At 71.0% G+C, this 16988-nt stretch carries 18 protein-coding genes and 1 pseudogene; 12 read left to right on the top strand and 7 right to left on the bottom strand.

Annotated elements, in window-relative coordinates; genetic code table 11:
* On the top strand, window positions 1-515 hold a 515-nt coding region (locus tag KBZ04_RS05150), incomplete at its 5' end, for an amino acid ABC transporter permease (protein ID WP_254990843.1).
* A gap of 50 nt (window positions 516-565) precedes the next feature.
* Window positions 566-1315 (top strand): amino acid ABC transporter ATP-binding protein, encoded by a 750-nt coding sequence (locus tag KBZ04_RS05145; protein ID WP_315860066.1) that lies wholly within the window; start codon window positions 566-568, stop codon window positions 1313-1315.
* Window positions 1316-1351: 36 nt separating this feature from the next.
* Here the strand turns inward: KBZ04_RS05145 and KBZ04_RS05140 are convergent, their stop codons facing one another.
* Window positions 1352-2917, bottom strand: a complete 1566-nt coding sequence (locus KBZ04_RS05140) for a glycoside hydrolase family 57 protein (protein ID WP_254990842.1) — start codon at window positions 2915-2917, stop codon at window positions 1352-1354.
* Between the two features lie 97 nt (window positions 2918-3014).
* On the opposite strand from KBZ04_RS05140, the gene KBZ04_RS05135 reads away from it, so the two are divergent.
* Window positions 3015-4640 carry a 2-isopropylmalate synthase gene (locus tag KBZ04_RS05135; protein ID WP_254990841.1) on the top strand — a complete coding sequence of 542 codons (1626 nt, stop codon included), beginning with the start codon at window positions 3015-3017 and terminating at the stop codon, window positions 4638-4640.
* Window positions 4637-5473: a carbohydrate ABC transporter permease gene (locus KBZ04_RS05130; RefSeq protein ID WP_254990840.1), complete on the top strand. Its 837-nt coding sequence runs from the start codon at window positions 4637-4639 to the stop codon at window positions 5471-5473. Before KBZ04_RS05135 ends, KBZ04_RS05130 begins: the two co-directional genes overlap by 4 nt.
* Before the next feature lie 12 nt (window positions 5474-5485).
* On the opposite strand, the gene KBZ04_RS05125 is transcribed toward KBZ04_RS05130, so the two are convergent.
* Both KBZ04_RS05125 and KBZ04_RS05120 read right to left on the bottom strand, forming a co-directional pair.
* Window positions 5486-5980: a lipase chaperone gene (locus KBZ04_RS05125; protein WP_254990839.1), complete on the bottom strand. Its 495-nt coding sequence runs from the start codon at window positions 5978-5980 to the stop codon at window positions 5486-5488.
* 44 nt (window positions 5981-6024) lie between these two features.
* A complete protein-coding gene (locus tag KBZ04_RS05120) occupies window positions 6025-7536 on the bottom strand; it encodes a peptide ligase PGM1-related protein (protein ID WP_254990838.1) in 1512 nt (503 codons plus the stop codon).
* Window positions 7537-7587: 51 nt separating this feature from the next.
* Between KBZ04_RS05120 and KBZ04_RS05115 the strand changes: the two genes are divergently transcribed.
* Genes KBZ04_RS05115 through KBZ04_RS05105 form a run of 3 tightly spaced genes read left to right on the top strand, consistent with a single transcriptional unit; the run spans window position 7588 to window position 8722 of the window.
* Complete coding sequence (locus KBZ04_RS05115) at window positions 7588-7893, top strand: SemiSWEET family sugar transporter (protein ID WP_254990837.1); 306 nt, start codon at window positions 7588-7590, stop codon at window positions 7891-7893.
* A gap of 1 nt (window position 7894) precedes the next feature.
* Window positions 7895-8278, top strand: coding sequence for a fluoride efflux transporter FluC (locus KBZ04_RS05110; protein ID WP_254990835.1), 384 nt, complete (start codon window positions 7895-7897; stop codon window positions 8276-8278).
* A gap of 9 nt (window positions 8279-8287) precedes the next feature.
* Window positions 8288-8722, top strand: coding sequence for a fluoride efflux transporter FluC (locus KBZ04_RS05105; RefSeq protein ID WP_254990834.1), 435 nt, complete (start codon window positions 8288-8290; stop codon window positions 8720-8722).
* Here KBZ04_RS05105 and KBZ04_RS05100 read toward each other — a convergent pair.
* Complete coding sequence (locus KBZ04_RS05100; RefSeq protein ID WP_254990833.1) at window positions 8712-10802, bottom strand: HDIG domain-containing metalloprotein; 2091 nt, start codon at window positions 10800-10802, stop codon at window positions 8712-8714. The genes KBZ04_RS05105 and KBZ04_RS05100 overlap by 11 nt on opposite strands.
* Before the next feature lie 82 nt (window positions 10803-10884).
* Between KBZ04_RS05100 and folD the strand changes: the two genes are divergently transcribed.
* The 5 genes from folD to KBZ04_RS05075 all read left to right on the top strand — a co-directional run bounded on the left by folD (window position 10885) and on the right by KBZ04_RS05075 (window position 15203).
* A complete protein-coding gene (gene folD / locus KBZ04_RS05095) occupies window positions 10885-11763 on the top strand; it encodes a bifunctional methylenetetrahydrofolate dehydrogenase/methenyltetrahydrofolate cyclohydrolase FolD (protein WP_254990832.1) in 879 nt (292 codons plus the stop codon).
* A 141-nt stretch (window positions 11764-11904) separates the two neighbouring features.
* Window positions 11905-12807 carry a geranylgeranyl diphosphate synthase CrtE gene (gene crtE / locus KBZ04_RS05090; RefSeq protein ID WP_254990830.1) on the top strand — a complete coding sequence of 301 codons (903 nt, stop codon included), beginning with the start codon at window positions 11905-11907 and terminating at the stop codon, window positions 12805-12807.
* Window positions 12804-13349, top strand: coding sequence for a divergent PAP2 family protein (locus tag KBZ04_RS05085; protein ID WP_254990828.1), 546 nt, complete (start codon window positions 12804-12806; stop codon window positions 13347-13349). Before crtE ends, KBZ04_RS05085 begins: the two co-directional genes overlap by 4 nt.
* Window positions 13346-14806: an ATP-dependent RecD-like DNA helicase gene (locus KBZ04_RS05080; RefSeq protein ID WP_254990827.1), complete on the top strand. Its 1461-nt coding sequence runs from the start codon at window positions 13346-13348 to the stop codon at window positions 14804-14806. The genes KBZ04_RS05085 and KBZ04_RS05080 overlap by 4 nt, the downstream gene beginning before the upstream one ends.
* 82 nt (window positions 14807-14888) lie before the next feature.
* Window positions 14889-15203, top strand: a complete 315-nt coding sequence (locus KBZ04_RS05075; protein ID WP_254990826.1) for a hypothetical protein — start codon at window positions 14889-14891, stop codon at window positions 15201-15203.
* Window positions 15204-15205: 2 nt separating this feature from the next.
* Here KBZ04_RS05075 and KBZ04_RS05070 read toward each other — a convergent pair whose 3' ends face one another.
* The 3 genes and pseudogenes from KBZ04_RS05070 to KBZ04_RS05060 form a co-directional block, all read right to left on the bottom strand.
* Window positions 15206-15892 (bottom strand): GAP family protein, encoded by a 687-nt coding sequence (locus tag KBZ04_RS05070; RefSeq protein WP_254990825.1) that lies wholly within the window; start codon window positions 15890-15892, stop codon window positions 15206-15208.
* Window positions 15893-15901: 9 nt separating this feature from the next.
* Complete coding sequence (locus KBZ04_RS05065; RefSeq protein WP_315860064.1) at window positions 15902-16204, bottom strand: acylphosphatase; 303 nt, start codon at window positions 16202-16204, stop codon at window positions 15902-15904.
* A pseudogene (locus tag KBZ04_RS05060) lies at window positions 16201-16988 on the bottom strand (cobyrinate a,c-diamide synthase); the annotation flags it as partial. The pseudogene KBZ04_RS05060 and the gene KBZ04_RS05065, both read right to left, overlap by 4 nt.

Here is a 16988-nt window from a genome sequence, read left to right as displayed (position 1 = left end):
GCGAGTTCATCCGCGGAGCCCCCCTGATCACCCTGCTGTTCCTTGGCCAGAACATCCTCGGTTTCCTTCTGCCCGGCGGCCTGGCGCCGGAGCGGGTCTGGCGTGCGGCCTGGGTGCTCACCTTCTTCGCCGCCGCCTACCTGGCGGAGGCGGTGCGCTCCGGCCTGGCGGCCGTGCCCCGCGGCCAGCTGGAGGCCGCCCGCTCCCTGGGTCTGTCCTATCCGAAGGCCCTGCAGCACGTGGTGCTGCCCCAGGCCCTGCGGGTGGCCCTGCCGGCGATGGTGGGCCAGTTCATCTCCCTCCTGCAGGACACCACCCTGCTGTCGCTGATCGGATTGCTGGAACTGCTCGGCACGGCCCGCACCGTGATGGCCAACCCGGCTTTCCTGGGGCGGAACGGTGAGGTGTACCTCACCCTGGCGGTGCTGTTCTGGGGCTGCTGTGCCGCCCTCGGCCTGGGCAGCCGGGCCTTGGAGCGGCGCCTCGATCCCCACGCGGTGCCCTCCGCCACCTGATCCAGCAGCCCCCTTTCCCCCTCCCCCGCTCCGATCCCGCTTCCCGCCCCATGAGCCAACCCAGCAGCGAACTGATGATCGAGGCGCGGGCCGTCGAGAAGTGGTACCCGAACGGATTCCAGGCGTTGCGCGGCGCCAGCCTGACGGTGCGGCGCGGCGAAGTGGTGGTGATCATGGGCCCCTCGGGCTCGGGCAAGAGCACCTTCATCCGCACCTTCAATGCCCTGGAGGACTTTCAGAAGGGCAGCATCACCGTCGACGGCATCGTGCTCTCCGACGACCTGCGCAACATCGACGCCGTCCGCCGGGAGGTGGGGATGGTGTTCCAGCAGTTCAACCTGTTTCCCCACCTTTCGGTGCTCGACAACCTCACCCTGGCCCCGGTGCTCGTCCGCAAACGACCGAAGGCCGACGTGGAGAAGCAGGCCTGGGCCCTGCTGGAGCGGGTGGGCATCGCCGAACAGGCGGGCAAGTTTCCCGGCCAGCTCTCGGGGGGCCAGCAGCAGCGGGTGGCGATCGCCCGGGCCCTCTGCATGGAGCCCCGCATCCTCCTGTTCGATGAACCCACCAGCGCCCTCGACCCGGAGATGGTGCGGGAGGTGCTGGAGGTGATGCAGAACCTCGCCGCCGACGACATCACCATGGTGGTGGTGACCCACGAGGTGAAGTTCGCCCGCCATGTGGCCCACCGGGTGGTGCTGATGGCCGAAGGCGAAGTGGTGGAGGAGGCCCCCCCGGAGGTGTTCTTCACCAATCCCAGCCACGAGCGCACCCGCCGCTTCCTGAATCAGATTCTCTGAGGGAGGCCGCCATCGGGAGCCCCGACGGGGGGGCCGCTAGCCCCTGGTCGCCCAGTCGGCCGCATTCAGCTCCGGAAACAGCCCGTCCTCCCGCTGCACCCCCACCAGCCATTCCCGGGACAGCTCGGTGCCGTGTTCCAGGGCATCGATCAGACGCCAGAAGCGATCGAGATGGCGGTGGATCCGCTCGCGGGCCAGGCCGGTGGTGGTGCCGGCCCGCAGGATGAAGCTCCAGTCGGAGCTCTGGGCCAGCAGCAGTTCGCGCCCGGCCTGGGTCAGCAGGGCGCGCTGGTCGGTGCTGCCCACGCCCCGGTTCACCCGATGCACCATGGCCCGGGACGCCCGCTGCCATTCCGCCACCACCCAGGCATTGGTGTCGTTCAGCCAGTAGTCGTGGTAACCCCCCTGGCCCCAGCTGGAGGGGGCCGGCCGGCAGACCTGCAGGGCCCGGTTCTGGCTGAGCACCTCGCGCAGGTGGGTGAAGCCCACGTCCATCGCCGGGCCCTGGCGGAACAGCTCGGCCAGGAACTGGGGCCCTTCGAACCACCAGTGGCCGAACAGTTCGGCATCAAAGGGCGCCACCAGCAGCGGGGGCGGCTCGATCGTGGCGGCCAGGTGGGCCATCTGCTCGGAGCGACCGCGAAGAAACGCCGCCGCGTGCTCCTTCACCCGCTCGGCCGCCCGCTCCGGGTCGTAGGGCTGCTTCAGCTCCAGGGGACAGCCCTGGGCGCTGACCCGATGCAACTTGAGCCCGAGGGGGCGCCGGTCGCGGATGCCGAGGGCGCCCAGCGCCTCTTGCGGCAGGTCCCAGCCCAGGTCGCGGTGGAACTCCCGGTAGGCGCCGTCACCGGGGTACCCCTGGCTGGCACTCCACACCGGCAGGGTGGATTCGCTGTCACGGGCGAAGAAGGCCACCCCGGCGGTGGAACAGATCGGGGCATAGACCCCATAGCGGGGCCTTGGCAGGCCATGGAGCAGACCATGGCCGTCGAGCAGGGAATAGCGCAGGCCGCACTCAGCCAGGAGCCGGTCGAGGTCCTCGTAATAGGCGCATTCCGGCAGCCAGATCCCCAGGGGGCGCACACCGAGCAGCCGCTGGTGCTCGCGCACGGCGGTGAGCAGCTGGGCCCGCACCGCCTCGGGCGAATCCCGCAGCAGGGGCAGATAGCCATGGGTGGCGCCGCAGGTGATCAGGTCGAGGACCCCCTGCTCCTGCAGACGCCGGAACCCGGGCAGCAGGCTCCCCCCCAGCTGCCGCCACTGGGCCTCGATGGCCGCGAGCGTGGACTGGAGCTGGCGCGCCGGCAGCTCCAGCTCCGGATCCGCCTGGTCGAGCAGGGTGCGGCGCAGGGCCAGCCAGGCCGGGAAACGGCTGTTCAGGGCCCCGTCGCTCAGCAGCGACAACAGGGTGGGGGAGAGGCCGAGGGTGAGTTTCGGCCGTTGCTCCGGGTCGGCGGCGGCCCGCTCCAGCACGGCGAGCAGGGGCAGATAGCATTCCTGCAACGCCTGGAAGTACCAGTCCTCCTCCAGCGAACCCGGTTCTCCCGATCGCACGTAAGGGAGGTGGGCATGCAACACCAGGGCCAGATCGCCTGCGGCCATGGGGAAACCTCTGTGGCGCCACTGTACGTTCCGCTCCCGGAGCCATCCCGGCCGGCCCCTAGAGTGGTCCTAACTCATACCTGTTCCGCTTAACCCCATGGCCCGCGATCCCGGCCGGGTATTGATCTTCGATACCACCCTCCGCGACGGGGAGCAGTCCCCTGGCGCCAGCCTCAACCTGGAGGAGAAGCTCGCGATCGCCCAGCAGCTGGCCCGCCTGGGGGTCGACATCATCGAGGCCGGCTTCCCCTTCGCCAGCAGCGGCGATTTCCACGCAGTCCAGAAGATCGCCGCCACCGTGGGCACCCCCGATGGCCCCGTGATCTGCGGCCTGGCCCGGGCCGCCAGCGGCGATATCAGGGCCTGCGCCGACGCGGTGGCCCCGGCGGCCCACCGGCGCATCCACACCTTCATCGCCACCAGCGACATCCACCTGGAGCACAAGCTGCGCAAGAGCCGCGCCGAGGTGCTCGCCATCACCGCGGAGATGGTGTCCTATGCCCGCTCCCTGGTCGACGATGTGGAGTTCTCCTGCGAGGACGCCGGCCGCAGCGACCCCGCGTTCATGCATGAGGTGATCGAAGCGGCGATCAACGCCGGCGCCACCACCATCAACATTCCCGACACGGTGGGCTACACCACCCCGGCCGAATTCGGTGAGATCATCGCCGGCATCAACCGCTCGGTGCCCAACATCGACCAGGCGGTGATCTCGGTGCATGGGCACAACGATCTCGGTCTGGCCGTCGCCAACTTCCTCGAAGCCGTCAAGAACGGGGCCCGCCAGCTGGAGTGCACCATCAACGGCATCGGCGAACGGGCCGGCAACGCCTCCCTCGAGGAGCTGGTGATGGCGCTGCACGTGCGCCGCAGCTATTTCAACCCCTTCCTGGGCCGGCCGGCGGAGCAGCGCGATCCGCTCACCAACGTGCGCACCGAGGAGATCACCAAGACCTCCCGGCTGGTCTCCAATCTCACCGGCATGGCGGTGCAGCCCAACAAGGCGATCGTGGGTGCCAATGCCTTCGCCCACGAGTCCGGCATCCACCAGGACGGGGTGCTCAAGAACCGGCTCACCTACGAGATCATTGACGCCCGCACCGTCGGCCTGGCCGACAACCGCCTCTCCCTCGGCAAGCTCTCGGGCCGCAGCGCCTTCCGCGCCCGGCTGGAGGAGCTCGGCTACAGCCTGGAGCGCCACGACCTCGACGACGCCTTCACCCGCTTCAAGGAGCTGGCCGACCGCAAGCGCGAGATCACCGACCGGGATCTGGAGGCGATCGTCAGTGAGCAGGTGCAGCAACAGGACGGGCCCCGTTACGTCCTCCAGTCGGTGCAGGTGAGCTGCGGCACCAACCTGCAGCCCACCGCCACCGTCACCCTGCGGGACGGGGACGGCATCGACCTGACCGAGGCGGCCATCGGCACCGGGCCAGTGGATGCGGTCTGCCAGGCCCTCAACCACCTGGCCCAGGTGCCGAACGAACTGGTGGAGTTCAGCATCAAGTCCGTCACCGAAGGCATCGACGCCATGGGTGAGGTGACCATCCGCCTGCGCCACCAGGGCGTGCTCTATTCGGGCAATGCCGCCGACACCGACATCGTCGTGGCGGCGGCCCAGGCCTTCGTCAACGCCCTCAACCGGCTCGTCTCCGGCAGCCAGCGCGCCCCGCTCCATCCCCAGAAGACCCCCCTTCCGGTAGCGGAACTGCCGCGTCTGTGAGCGCCCCCAACCGCTCCTCGCTGGCCACGGGCCTGCAGCTCGCCGTGCTGCTGCTGGTGGCCGTGCTGCTGCTGCTGCCCCTGCTGTGGCTGGTGAGCACCTCCCTCAAGGGACCGGCGGAGGACATCTTCACCAGCCCACCGGCCCTGCTGCCGAGCCAGCCGAGCCTGGAGGCCTACGGGCGCCTGTTCGCCGCCAATCCCATGGGCACCTACCTGCTCAACAGCACGATCGTCAGCGCCCTGGCGGTGCTGGCCAACCTGCTGTTCTGCTCCCTGGCGGCCTACCCCCTGGCCCGGATGCGCTTCCGCGGCCGCGGGCTGGTGCTGGCCCTGGTGGTGGCCACGATCCTGATCCCCTTCCAGGTGGTGATGATCCCGCTCTACCTGCTGATGGTGCAGATCGGCCTGCGCAACACCCTCTGGGCCCTGATCGTGCCCCAGGCGGCCACGGCCTTCGGCATCTTCCTGCTGCGCCAGAGCTTCCTGGCGGTGCCGGTGGAACTGGAGGAGGCGGCCCGGATCGACGGCTGCACCCCCGTCGGTGAATGGTGGAACGTGATGCTGCCGGCAGCGCGGGCCGACCTGATCACCCTGGCGATGTTCGTGTTCATCGGCACCTGGAGTGATTTCCTCTGGCCGCTGATCATTCTTGATGACCCCAATCTCTACACCCTGCCCCTGGGATTGCAGCAGCTGGCCAGCAGTTTCTCCCTTGACTGGCGCCTGGTGGCGGCCGGCTCGGTGGTCTCGATCCTGCCGGTGCTGCTGCTGTTCGTGCTGCTGCAGCGCTACATCCTGCCCAGCGCCAGCGGTGATGCGGTGAAAGGCTGAAGCGGAGCCAGCTCAGGGGCTGGCGGGCGTTGGCGGGCGCAGAACGCCGCCATCACCGCGGTCGGACGGAGAGGGGCTGGGGCGGCCAGGGCCGGCTGACGGCAGCGGCGCGGCCGGAAACAGGTCGGGATCGGTCTGGGGGCGACGCACGGCGCGGCCCTGCATGTCGGCGAGGGCGGAACGCCATTGCTCCTGCTGCCGCTCGAGGGCCTCGAGCCGCTGGGCGCCGGACTCAAGCGTCTGCAGGCGACCCACCATGGCCCGCTGCTGTTCCTCCAGCACGGAGGTGCGATCGAGGGCCCGGCTGTTCTCCAGGCCCTGCAGGCGCTGCTCGATCCGCATCAGCCGCTGGTTCTGCTCCTGCGTCTTGCTGAGGATCACCAGGAACAGGACCGCCAGCATGGTGCTCAGGCCGATCTGGAGCCAGCCGGTCCAGACCGGCGGGCCCAGGGGTGCCTGTGGGGGGCGCCCTGCGCCGTCGTCGTCGCGGTCGGTGATCGAGACCATGCGCCCCCTGTGCTGACCCATCCTGCCCTGCGCGGGCCTGGCCGTCAGGCCCCGCTGCGGGCACTGGCGCCGGCCAGCAGCTCCGCCACGGTGGAGCGATAGACGGCCGAGGCCTGCTCCGGATCCCTGCCGATGCAGGTCATGCCCAGCTTGCCGAACTCCGAGAGGCAGCCCAGCAGGTGGAACACGCTGCCCTGCAGCCGGGCGGGGTCGTAATGCAGGCCGACCTCGGCGACGATGTCGATCAGGTCGAGGGGCATCAGGCCCCGCAGCCGCGGGTCGCTGAAGTTGTCGGTGGCGCGGTAGTGCAGCGGTTGGCCGGTGGGGGACAGGAAGCGGCCCGTGGCGGGCTCCAGGCTGCCGGCGGTGATCGCCCGCAGGGCCATGAAGGGGTGGGTGGTGCCCCCCTGGCGCAGGTTGACCTCGATGGCCTGCAGATCCCACACCTCACCAAAGCGCCGGGCGATGAAGTCGACGCCGTAGCGCTCCAGGGCCCCTTCGGCGGCGAGGGCCTCGCCGACGGCCCGGCCGTGCTCCATCAGCGCCACCCGGTAGGGCTCGGCGGCGGGGAAGCAGCAGCCCAGATAGGTCTGGCCGCCAGGACCTCCGAGGATCTGCTCGTGGGTGGAGAGCACCTCCACCAGCCCGCCCGGATGGATCGTGCCCTGCACGCTCGGGGACCGCAGCTCGGCCCCACCCTCCAGCCAGGCCTCCGCCAGCGCCCCCTGCCGGGCCAGCAGCTCCCTCCAGGCCACGGAAGGCATCGGCAGGGCCTCCAGGGCCTCAGCGACCCTGGCGACCCGCTCCCGCCTGGAGCGACCGGCCAGGGCCAGGGGGGTGAAATCCAGCCGGGCGTTGCCTTCACCGCTGAAGCCCTCGTTCAGCTTGATCACACAACTGCCCAGCTCGGGGTGGGCGTCCCAGAGATCGGCCACCGCCTCCGCCAGCTCTCCAGGGCTGTGGGCCAGCCCCGTGCCGGGGGGATGGGGGACGCCGCAGCGGGCAAACAGCTCCCGGCTGCCGGCCTTGGTGCCCCAGTAGCCCAGGGCCGGGTCGGTGCCCAGCAGGGGCACCTGCAGGCGTTCGGAGAGGGTCTTCTCCAGCTCCGTCACCACATAGCAGTTGATGAAGCTGCGGCCGGGCCTGAGCTGTTCCCGGATCCGCCCCAGCAGGGCCGGCCGCTCCAGCAGCTTCTGGGTGAGCGGCCGGGCGGAGCCGTCGTCGGTGTCGAACAGATGCAGCCGCCGCCGGGCGTGGGAGGTGGGGACCCCGGGCATCAGCTCCAGCACGGCATCCACCACCAGTTCCGGCAGCAATTTGCTGGTCACGTAGACCACCTGCACCCCGGGGTTGCGGAGCCGCATCAGGGAGAACAGCTGGCGTTCCTCGTAATGGTGGGCTCCGGTCACCAGGGCCAGCTGGGACGGATCCATCGTGAGCGACGGCACCATCAGCAGATCGAAGTCCGCACCGGCCCCGCCACCTCCGGCCTCCCCATGCTCCCGGCCCCAGGGGGGCTGCAGCTGCCCCTGTAGTTCTTGGAAGCTGAGAACCACGGCGCCAAGGACGGAATGTCGTCATGCTGCTCACAACAGCGGCCAACGCCAATGGAGTCCTTCGCGGTCAGCGCCCTTGGCTATGGAGCTGCCTCGCTGACCACCCTCAGCATCTTCCCCCAGGCCGTGAAGACCGTGCGCAGCGGCGACACCAGCGCCATCTCGCTGCGGATGTACGGCCTGTTCACCGTGGGCGTTGTGGCCTGGGCCGTCTATGGGCTGGTCACATCCGACGGGCCGGTGCTCGTGGCCAACCTGATCACCCTGGTGCCGGCAACGGTGGTGCTGGAACGCAAGCTGCGGGCGGTGATGGCTGGCCCGTCGGGTGGTGGCCGGTCATCCGAGCGCTGGCGCTGAAATGGCGGCACCCGTTGATAACGACGCCCTGTTCGTGGCGCTCGGTGCGGTGCCGGGGGCCTGGCTGCGGTTCCGGGTCGTCAACCATTTCGAGCCGATGCTGCCCCGCAAGCACTGGGGCACCTTCGGTGTGAACCTGATTGCCTGCTTCGCCATCGGCCTGCTGGTGAGTCTGCAAGCCAGCTGCGGCCTGGCGGCGGGCCGCACCCTGCTGCTGCTGGGCACCGGATTCCTGGGCAGCTTCAGCACCTTCTCCACCTGGATCGCCGAATTGCACGCCACCCTGCAGCTGCGGCAACGCCGGGAGGCCGTCCTGCTCTGCGTCGGTTCGGTGCTGGGGGGGGTGCTGGCAGTGGCGGCCGGCCTGGCCCTGGGCAGCTCCTAGGGGGGACCCATGGCACCTTCCCCCACCGGAAGCTCCCCCAGCCTGCGCCGCGAAGCGCGGGACCTGCTGCTGGTGGCCACCGGCGCGGTGCCTGGCGCCCTGCTGCGCTGGCAGCTGGAGGGCCTGGGCAAGGGCCTGGTGGGGGGGCATGCCGGTCTGATCGAGTCCGATCTGGTGGCCAACCTGCTCGGCACGTTCCTGATCGGCGTGATCGCGGCGCTGCCGCCCCCCCGGCCCCGGCTGATGCTGCTGGGGGGCATCGGCTTCTGCGGCTCGCTCACCACCTTCAGCAGCTGGATGCTGCAGGTCAGCCTGGCCCTGCGCCGCGGACGACCCGACGAAGCCCTGGCCGTGGTGCTGATCAGCCTGCTGGCGGGTCTGGTGGCGGTGATCGTTGGCCTGGGTGTGGGCCGCTGGCTCGGCCGCAGGAGCCTCAGGCGCTGAAGGCCTTGCGGGGGGAGATGGGGTAGGGAATGCGCCGGTGGCGCATGCGGCGCCAGACCCGCACGAAGGCCCTGATCACCAGTTCCAGCTCGGCCCGGGAGATGCCGCTGCCGTCAAGCTGGCCATCATTCTGGCGCGCTTCGACCAGGCGGCGCACCATCGCCTGGGCCTCCGCCTCCGTGGTGCCTGGCGGCAGGGACCGCAGGGCGGCTTCGCAGCCATCGGCCAGCATCAGGATCGCCGTCTCCCGGCTGCGGGGGGCGGGGCCGCGGTAACGGAACTGCTCCTCCCGCACCGCAGGGTCCCGCTCCTTGGCCTGGTGCAGGAAGTAGCCCATCTTCAGCCGGCCCTGGTGCTCGGGGATGAAATCCGCCAGGGGGCGGGGCAGGCGGTAGCGACGGGCCAGCTTCAAGCCCTCGTCGACATGGGCCTGGAGGATGGCGGCGCTGGCGAAGGGATCGTCGAGTTCGTCGTGGGGGTTGGCGCCGTTCTCCTGGTTCTCGATGAACCACTGGGGGCCATGCAGCTTGCCGACATCGTGGTAGAGGGCTCCGGTGCGGATCAGATCCACATCGGCCTGGATGGCGCGGGCCCCCTCCTCCGCCAGGCCGCAGATCATCAGGGTGTGCTCGAAGGTGCCCGGCGCCTCCATTGACAGCCGCCGCAACAGGGGCCGTTCCAGGTCGGCCAGCTCCATCAGCCGGGCCCGGGTGAGCAGGCCGAAGAAGCTCTCCACCAGAGGCGCCAGCAGCAGACCCGCCATCAGCAGACCGGTGACCAGCAGGGCCTCCTGGAGCAGGTCGCTGCCGCTGAACGGTCCTGGGGAGGTTTCCAGGCCGCGCAGGTTGAACGTCTGGATCAGCAGCCACTGCAGCAGCACCGCCCCGACCGGGAGCAACAGGGCCAGTTGCAGAAGCTGGGCCCGGTTGCGCTGGCGCCCGGCGAGCACGGCCGCGATCGCCGCCAGCAGGGCCGCCACCCCCAGCTGGGTCGCCAGCAGTCCCTGCACCGGGGCCGGCCAGAGCATGGCGGCCACGGCCAGCCAGGCCAGGCCGGCGGCCGTGCCCAGGCCCTGGGAGAGCAGCAGGGTGGGGGGAACCAGCAGGGCCAGGGGACTGACCTGGCTGCCCAGCCAGAGCTTGCACCCCTGCACCAGCAGCAGCATCGCCAGCGCCAGCAGGGCCTGGCGGGGTTCGAGACTGGCCCGCCAGCGGCGCATCACGAGGAGCATCACACCGCAGGCGGCCAGGGCCTCACTGAAGCGGGCCATCCAGGCCAGGGGGCGGGGGCGATGGTTGACCAGATCGAAGTGCTCCAGCACATCGAAGGCCTGGGGGCTGATCGGTTCCCCCTGGCGGGTGATCAGGTCGTTCCTGCGCACCCGGATCGTGGGCAGCCCCTGGCGGGTGAGCAGGTCCTCGATCCGGCGCTGGCTGAGGAAGCTGTCGCCGCGAAGGTTGGTGCGTCCCTGCAGGCTGCTGGCCAGCAGGCGGCTGCCCAGGCTGCGGGCCGGTGGTGGCAGGTCGTTGAGCTGCAGCACCGCGGCCTGGAGCAGCTGCCCCTCGGACAGGCTGGCCACGACGCCCTGGCTGAGCATGCGCTGCTGGGCCTGGCGCAGGGAGACCTTCCAGGCCACCAGCCCGGGGGGCGTCAGCCCCGTCAGCCAGCGGCGCTCCTCTTCGGTGAGGTTGAGGGAATCGGGGCGGGGCTGGTCATCGGCCACCTGCTCGCGCACGTTCTGCAGGCGTTGCTCCAGCCGTTGCACCAGGGCCTCGCTGGCCTGGGGGTCGACCACCTGGACCTGGCTGCGCGGCAGCATCTGGCTGCGACGCTGCTCCAGATCGGTGCTGTCGATGACCGTGGCATCGGCGGGCGCCCGGGCGGTGAAGGGGGCCGCCATGCCGGGCCGCAGGTTGGGCTCCACCAACCAGGGCCAGCTGGAGAGCAGGGCCACCAGGAGGCAGCACAACAACACGAGCAGGGAGCCCCCGCTGCGCCAGGCCACCAGAGCCTGGCGTGGACGCTCGAGCCGCAGCAGCTGGCGCCAGAGTCCCCTGATCGGCCGCAGCCCGAATCTCATGGTGCCCACGCTAGCCAATGCACAACGTCACTCCATCCGGAGGCTGTCGGTGCATGCTGGGGGTCGGCATCGCGTTCTCTCCATGGCCACCCTTCTCGACGGCCGGCGATTGGCGGCGGAGATCGAACGGCGCCTGGGCGCCGTGATCAGCGACGGCCTGGAGGTGGCAGGACGGGCTCCCGGTCTGGCGGTGCTGCGGATCGGGGACGATCCCGCCAGCGGCGTCTATGTCGCCAACAAGGAAAAGGCCTGCGACCGGGTCGGCATCCGCAGCCATGGGGGCCATCTGGCGGCGGACACCCCGGCCGGGGAGGTGCTGGCCCTGATCCGACGTCTCAACGCCGACCCGACGGTCGACGGCATCCTGCTGCAGCTGCCCCTGCCCCAGGGTCTGGCCGAAGAACCGCTGCTGGCGGCGATCGACCCGGACAAGGATGCCGATGGTCTGCACACCCTCAACCTGGGCCGGCTGCTGAAGGGGGAGCGGGGCCCGCGCAGCTGCACACCCGCCGGGGTGATGGCCCTGCTGCGTTGCGCCGACGTGCCGATCTCCGGGGCCCAGGCGGTGGTGGTCGGCCGCAGCATCCTGGTGGGTAAGCCGATGGCCCTGATGCTCCAGGCGGCCGATGCCACCGTCACCGTGGCCCATTCCCGCACCCACCATCTCTGGGAGGTGACCCGCCAGGCCGATCTGCTGGTGGTGGCGGCCGGCCGCCCCCAGCTGATCGGCGCGGTGCATGTCAAACCGGGGGCGGTGGTGGTCGATGTGGGCATCCACCGGGTGGATGGCAGGCTCTGCGGCGATGTGAATTACGAGACGGTCGAACCGCTGGCGTCGGCGATCACGCCGGTGCCGGGCGGGGTGGGGCCGATGACCGTGGCCATGCTGCTGGTCAACACCGTGGTGGCCTGGTGCCATCGCCACGGGCTGGACCATCCCCTAGCTGATCTGCTCCCCTGAGGACCAATCGACAACCCAAGGCGGGTTTTCAACGGCAACTCGCCTTTGCCCCGATTCAGCCCAACCGATCCCAAACTGTTGCGCAGTTCCGGCACCTGCCACCATCGGCCTGAGAGAATCCGCGCCAACCCTCAGGACCCCATGACCCCGGCGGTGAGCACGGCGTTCGACTTCACCGCCTACCTGGAGGCGGCCCGCTGGCGCGTGGAGGCCGCCCTGGACAGCTCCCTGGGCCCCGAGCGTCCGGAGTCGCTGCGGGAGGCGATGCGCTACTCGCTGCTGGCCGGTGGCAAGCGCCTGCGGCCGATCCTCACCCTGGCGGCCTGTGAACTGGCGGGCGGCGACGTCGATCTGGCCATGCCCACGGCGGTGGCGATGGAGATGATCCACACCATGTCGCTGATCCATGACGACCTGCCCGCCATGGACAACGACGACCTGCGCCGGGGCCGACCGACGAACCACAAGGTGTACGGCGAGGCCAAGGCGATCCTGGCTGGCGATGCCCTGCTCACCCGCGCCTTCGAGATGGTGGCCCTGCGCAGCCCGGGGGTGCCCCCCGAAAGGCTGCTGCAGGTGGTGGGCGAGCTGGCCCTGGCCTCCGGCGCCCCCGGCCTGGTGGGCGGCCAGGTGGTCGACCTGGAATGCGAGGCCCGCCAGGTGGATCTCGACACCCTCGAATACATCCACCTGCACAAGACCGGCGCCCTGCTGCGGGCCTGCGTGATCGCCGGCGCCCTGATCGCCGGGGCTTCGGAGGAGCTGCTGGCGTCCCTGCGCACCTACGCCCGCGGCATCGGCCTGGCCTTCCAGATCATCGACGACATCCTCGATGTCACCGCCAGCAGCGACGTGCTCGGCAAGACGGCCGGCAAGGACCTGGCCGCCGACAAGACCACCTACCCCAAACTGCTGGGCCTGGAGGAATCCCGCCGGCGCGCCGATGCCCTGGTGAGCGAGGCCAAGGCGGTCCTGGAGCCGTGGAGCGCCAAGGCGGCTCCCCTGCTGGCCCTGGCCGACTACATCACCAGTCGCGACCGATGAGCGAAGCCGTCGGCGTATTCGATGCCCTGGGGGAGCTCCTGGCCAACGGCGTGCTCGCCTGGGGCCTGGCCGCCTGCGGCGTGGCCCAGCTCTCCAAGCTGGTGATCGAACTGGTGCTGCACCGGCGCTGGCGGCCCGCGGTGCTGATCGAGACCGGCGGCATGCCGTCGAGCCATTCCGCTCTGATGACCGGGACGGCGGCGGGCCTGGGCTGGGAACTGGGCTTCGCCGATCCCCTGTTCGCCCTGGCGGCCGTGCTCTGCTTCGTCGTCCTCTATGACGCCAGCGGCGTCCGCCGCGCCGCCGGGCTGACGGCCCAGCGGGTCAACGGCCTCCCCGATGGCCTCTGGGACACCCTGCCTGGGGAGGGCGACAGCGGCGCCGATCCCGTGCTGCGTCCCCTCAAGGAAAACCTCGGCCACACCCGAGCGGAGGTGCTGGTCGGCAGCCTGATGGGCCCCCTGGTGGCCCTGCCGGGCCTGGCCCTGCTGGGCTCGCCGCTGCAGATCGCCCATGGCGCCGGCTGGTTGCCGCTGGGGTGAGCGATCTCTCCGGCCTGAGCGACGACCAGCAGAGCGCCGCCACCGCCTTCGCCGCCTGGCTGTCGGCCCCCGCCGACGGCGTTCCGTTCGTGCTGGAGGGCTATGCCGGCACCGGCAAGACCTTCCTGTCGATGCGCTTCCTGGCCCAGGCGGAGCGGGCCGGCCTCTGCTGGACCGTGGCCGCCCCCACCCATAAGGCGGTGGGGGTGCTGCGCCACCACCTCGCCCTGGCGGGCCTGCGCCCCACCTGGTATCCCTCCACCATCCACCGGCTGCTGCGGTTGAAGCTGAAGCGGGAGGGGGATCGGGAGCGCTGCGAGGAAACGGAACAGACCGCCCTGGCGCTCGAGAACCTGGGGTTGGTGCTGGTCGACGAGGCCTCCATGGTGGATGGCAACCTGCTGGAGATCACCCTCCGCTGCGCCCAGGCCTACCACACCCGCCTGGTGTTCGTGGGGGATCCGGCCCAGTTGCCGCCGGTGGGGGAGGAGCAGAGTCCGGTGTTCGCCCTGGGCCGGGCCCAGCGGGTGGCCCTGACCCATGTGGTCCGCCACCAGGGACCGGTGCTGCGCCTGGCCGGCGGCCTGCGGCAGGGCAACCTTCCGTGCCGCAGGCCGCCCGTGCTGGCGCCGGTGCGCACCACCACGGGCCGGGTGTCACTGCTGGGGCGGAGCGACTGGCTGGCGGCGGCCCAGGAGGGCCTGCGCCGCAGCGCCGCCGCCGACGATCCCGACCTGGCCCGGATCCTCTGCTACACCAACCGTTCCCTGGAACGGCTGGTGCCGATCGCCCGCCGCGCCCTGCACGGCGCCATGGCCGACCAGCTGCCCGTGCTCCCCGGCGAGGTGTTGATCACCCGCACAGCCGTGATGGCGCCGGCCTGCCGGGAGGGGGAGGCCGCCGCCGAGGAGCCGGATCTGCTGCTGGGCAGCAACCGGGAGCTGGTGGTGCGCGACGTGCGGCCCGACCGCTGTGATCTGGCCGAGTTCGGCGTTCAGGCCTCCCTTGGCGCCCCCGTGATCGACACGCTCACCGCCACCGTGGAGGCTGGGGAGGCCCAGCTGAACCTGCGCCTGCTGCCGCCCCTGGGCAGCGCCCCCCGCGCCAGCCTGGACGGGGTGATGGAGGGTCTGCGCCAGCAGGCCCGCGAGGCGGGCAAGAAGGAGGGCAAACCCTTCTGGCGCCGCTACTTCCTGGTGCGCGACGCCTTCGCCTCCCTGGGACCGGCGGCCGTGCTCACCGTCCACCGCAGCCAGGGCAGCACCTTCGGCGAGGTGTTCATTGATGAGGACGTCTTCTGGCCCCGGGACCTGCCGCTGCGGCAGCGGCTGGTGTACGTGGCGGTGAGCCGGGCCAGCCAGGCGGTGACCCTGATGGCCGGTGCCGGTGATGACGCCGAGCGGGAGCACTGGGGACGCTGGCTGCGGGAGGCCGATGCCGGCGGCGCGGCCCCGTGAGCTGGCCTGACCGGATCCCACCGCCTACCCTCGGGGCGTTGGTTCTTGCTGGGGCCCTCCGCTGAATTCTCTGCTCACCAAGTTGCGACCCCTGGCGGATCCGGCGCCCGTCCTGGGCACCACCCCACCGGTCAGCAAGTCCTCCACCAGCCAGGCTGAAGCCGGTGGATCCGGCGGCGGCGGGGAGCTGATCGCCGAGGTGGGGGCCCTGCTCGTCGCTGCGGTCCTGGTGGGGGTGATCGTGCTGGTGCGGCGCTGGCTGAGGCTGCGCTCGCGGCCGTCGATGCCCGGACTGCCCCGGGAGCGGGTGTTGCCGTTCTCGCGCCATGGCACCCTCCACGATCCCAAGTACCTCGGCCGGATTCTTGAGGCTGAGGACGACCCGACCGGTCCCTGACCTCAACCGGCCCGCAGGCCCTCGATGCCCTGCCAGCCGAGGTAGGCGGCCAGGCCGAAGCAGATGGCCGCCACAATCAGTTCGGCGTTGGCAAACAGCCAGGCCTTGCCCGCCTGCAGCACGGGCAGCAGCCGTTCCTGGCCCACCAGCGCCAGCCCCGCCAGGGGCAGCAGCAGCAGGAGGCCACTGAACAGGCTGAAGACCCCCGTGGTGAGCACCTCCCGGGGCCGGCTCAGCCCCGCCTCCAGCAGGCTGGCGGCGGTCTTCGCGTACAGAAACAGGTCATCCGGGCTGGACACCTGCACGGCGGCGCTGAGGCCGAGCAGCAGCGGCAGGGGCAGGGCGCAGAACCCGTCCAGCCGGCGGGTCCAGCCGGGGGGGCCACTCTCCTGGCGGCTGCCCTGCAGGCCGTTGAGGCCCAGGGCCAGCAGCCCGCCGGCCCCCAGCAGGTCGAGGCCGGTGCGCTGATCGCTGCCCTGCTCCATGGTGAGCAGCAGGCCATGGCCGACGCTCAGCAGCAGGGCCATGGCCGCTGCGGAGGTGAGCAGCCACCCCAGCACGAACCAGCTGCCCCTGCGCAGTGGATTGGGGCCCACCAGGATCAGCAGCAGCAGGCCGATGTGCAGCGGGCTGAAGCTGATCGCCAGGCCGAATCCGAACAGTTCACGCCAGAGGCTGGTGGTCGGCATCGCTGCGGTTCAGGTGCGGATCTCGAACCAGTCGGTGCCCGCCACGGCCACCTGGCCGCTGCTGACGCCGCTGACCTGGGCCCCCCGGGGCCCCTTCTCGCACCAGAGCCGCAGCTCCTCCAGCCGATCCGGAAGCCCTTCCGCCTCCAGTTCCACCGAACCGTCTGAGCGGTTGCGCACCCAGCCACTGAGCCCGAGGTCGATGGCCTTCTGGCGGCAGCCCACCCGATAGCCCACCCCCTGCACCAGCCCGCGCACGTTCATGCGCCAGCGCTCATGGGGCGAGGCGCTCACCCGGAGAGCGTGCTTCACGAAACGGCGCTCCTCGGCAGCGGCACGGCGCTGGCGGCGGCTCTGGCCAGTCTCGAGGGAATCGCCGGGCATCCAGCCCAGTGGAGGTGCAGCCAGCTGGCGTGAACGGTCGCGGCGGTCCATCCTTCGATCCTCGCGGGGGCTCCCCAGCCATCAAGTTGCCACAGGCCCTCCCCCGCTGCCAACTCTTCGCCCAGGGGCGGTTGGGGCAGGAGCTGCCAGCGGTGGAACTCATGGCCGCTGAGGGCTTCACCACGGCGCACCAGCAGGCCATCGGCGCCGGGCACCGCCTGGCGATAGCCGAGGCTGAGGCCACCCCGACGGGCGCTGAAGGGGAGCAGGCCGGCCATGGCATGCCGCGATCCGTCGCCATCCTCCAGCTCCCGGCCCAGCAGCAGCAGGCCGCCGCATTCGGCCACGATCGGCACACCGGCGCGGGCGGCGGCGGCGAGGGATCCCAGGCTGCGGCGGCCGGCCGCCAGCTGGGCGGCATGGAGCTCCGGATAACCGCCCGGCAGCAGCACCGCCCGGCAGTCCGCCGGCAGCGGCTCGTCGGCCAGGGGACTCCAGGCCACCGGCCGCAGGCCGCAGGCCGAGAGCAGCTCCTGGGCCTCGGGATAGCGGAAGTGGAAGGCGGCATCGCTGGCGATCGCCACGGGCAGCGGGCCGGGGGACCCGCCGGCGGCGTCCGTGGGGGGGGCCGTCGGGGGCTCCGGCGGGGCCTGCTCCAGGCACCAGTGACTCGGATCCAGCCCATCCGGCGGATCGGCCGGCGGTGCCAGCA

This window comes from Cyanobium sp. N5-Cardenillas, from assembly GCF_024345515.1.
In the GTDB taxonomy this organism is placed as follows: domain Bacteria; phylum Cyanobacteriota; class Cyanobacteriia; order PCC-6307; family Cyanobiaceae; genus Cyanobium.
The sequence above is the reverse complement of the archived record's forward strand: the minus strand, read 5'-3'. Positions and strand labels throughout refer to the sequence as shown.

Bases quoted from the DNA above. Each gene is read 5' to 3' on its own strand.
- KBZ04_RS05145 (WP_315860066.1), top strand. From the start codon at position 566: ATGAGCCAACCCAGCAGCGAACTGATGATCGAGGCGCGGGCCGTCGAG.
- KBZ04_RS05140 (WP_254990842.1), bottom strand. From the start codon at position 2,917: ATGGCCGCAGGCGATCTGGCCCTGGTGTTGCATGCCCACCTCCCTTAC.
- KBZ04_RS05135 (WP_254990841.1), top strand. From the start codon at position 3,015: ATGGCCCGCGATCCCGGCCGGGTATTGATCTTCGATACCACCCTCCGC.
- KBZ04_RS05125 (WP_254990839.1), bottom strand. From the start codon at position 5,980: ATGGTCTCGATCACCGACCGCGACGACGACGGCGCAGGGCGCCCCCCA.
- KBZ04_RS05115 (WP_254990837.1), top strand. From the start codon at position 7,588: ATGGAGTCCTTCGCGGTCAGCGCCCTTGGCTATGGAGCTGCCTCGCTG.
- KBZ04_RS05110 (WP_254990835.1), top strand. From the start codon at position 7,895: ATGGCGGCACCCGTTGATAACGACGCCCTGTTCGTGGCGCTCGGTGCG.
- KBZ04_RS05105 (WP_254990834.1), top strand. From the start codon at position 8,288: ATGGCACCTTCCCCCACCGGAAGCTCCCCCAGCCTGCGCCGCGAAGCG.
- KBZ04_RS05100 (WP_254990833.1), bottom strand. From the start codon at position 10,802: ATGAGATTCGGGCTGCGGCCGATCAGGGGACTCTGGCGCCAGCTGCTG.
- folD (WP_254990832.1), top strand. From the start codon at position 10,885: ATGGCCACCCTTCTCGACGGCCGGCGATTGGCGGCGGAGATCGAACGG.
- crtE (WP_254990830.1), top strand. From the start codon at position 11,905: ATGACCCCGGCGGTGAGCACGGCGTTCGACTTCACCGCCTACCTGGAG.
- KBZ04_RS05085 (WP_254990828.1), top strand. From the start codon at position 12,804: ATGAGCGAAGCCGTCGGCGTATTCGATGCCCTGGGGGAGCTCCTGGCC.
- KBZ04_RS05070 (WP_254990825.1), bottom strand. From the start codon at position 15,892: ATGCCGACCACCAGCCTCTGGCGTGAACTGTTCGGATTCGGCCTGGCG.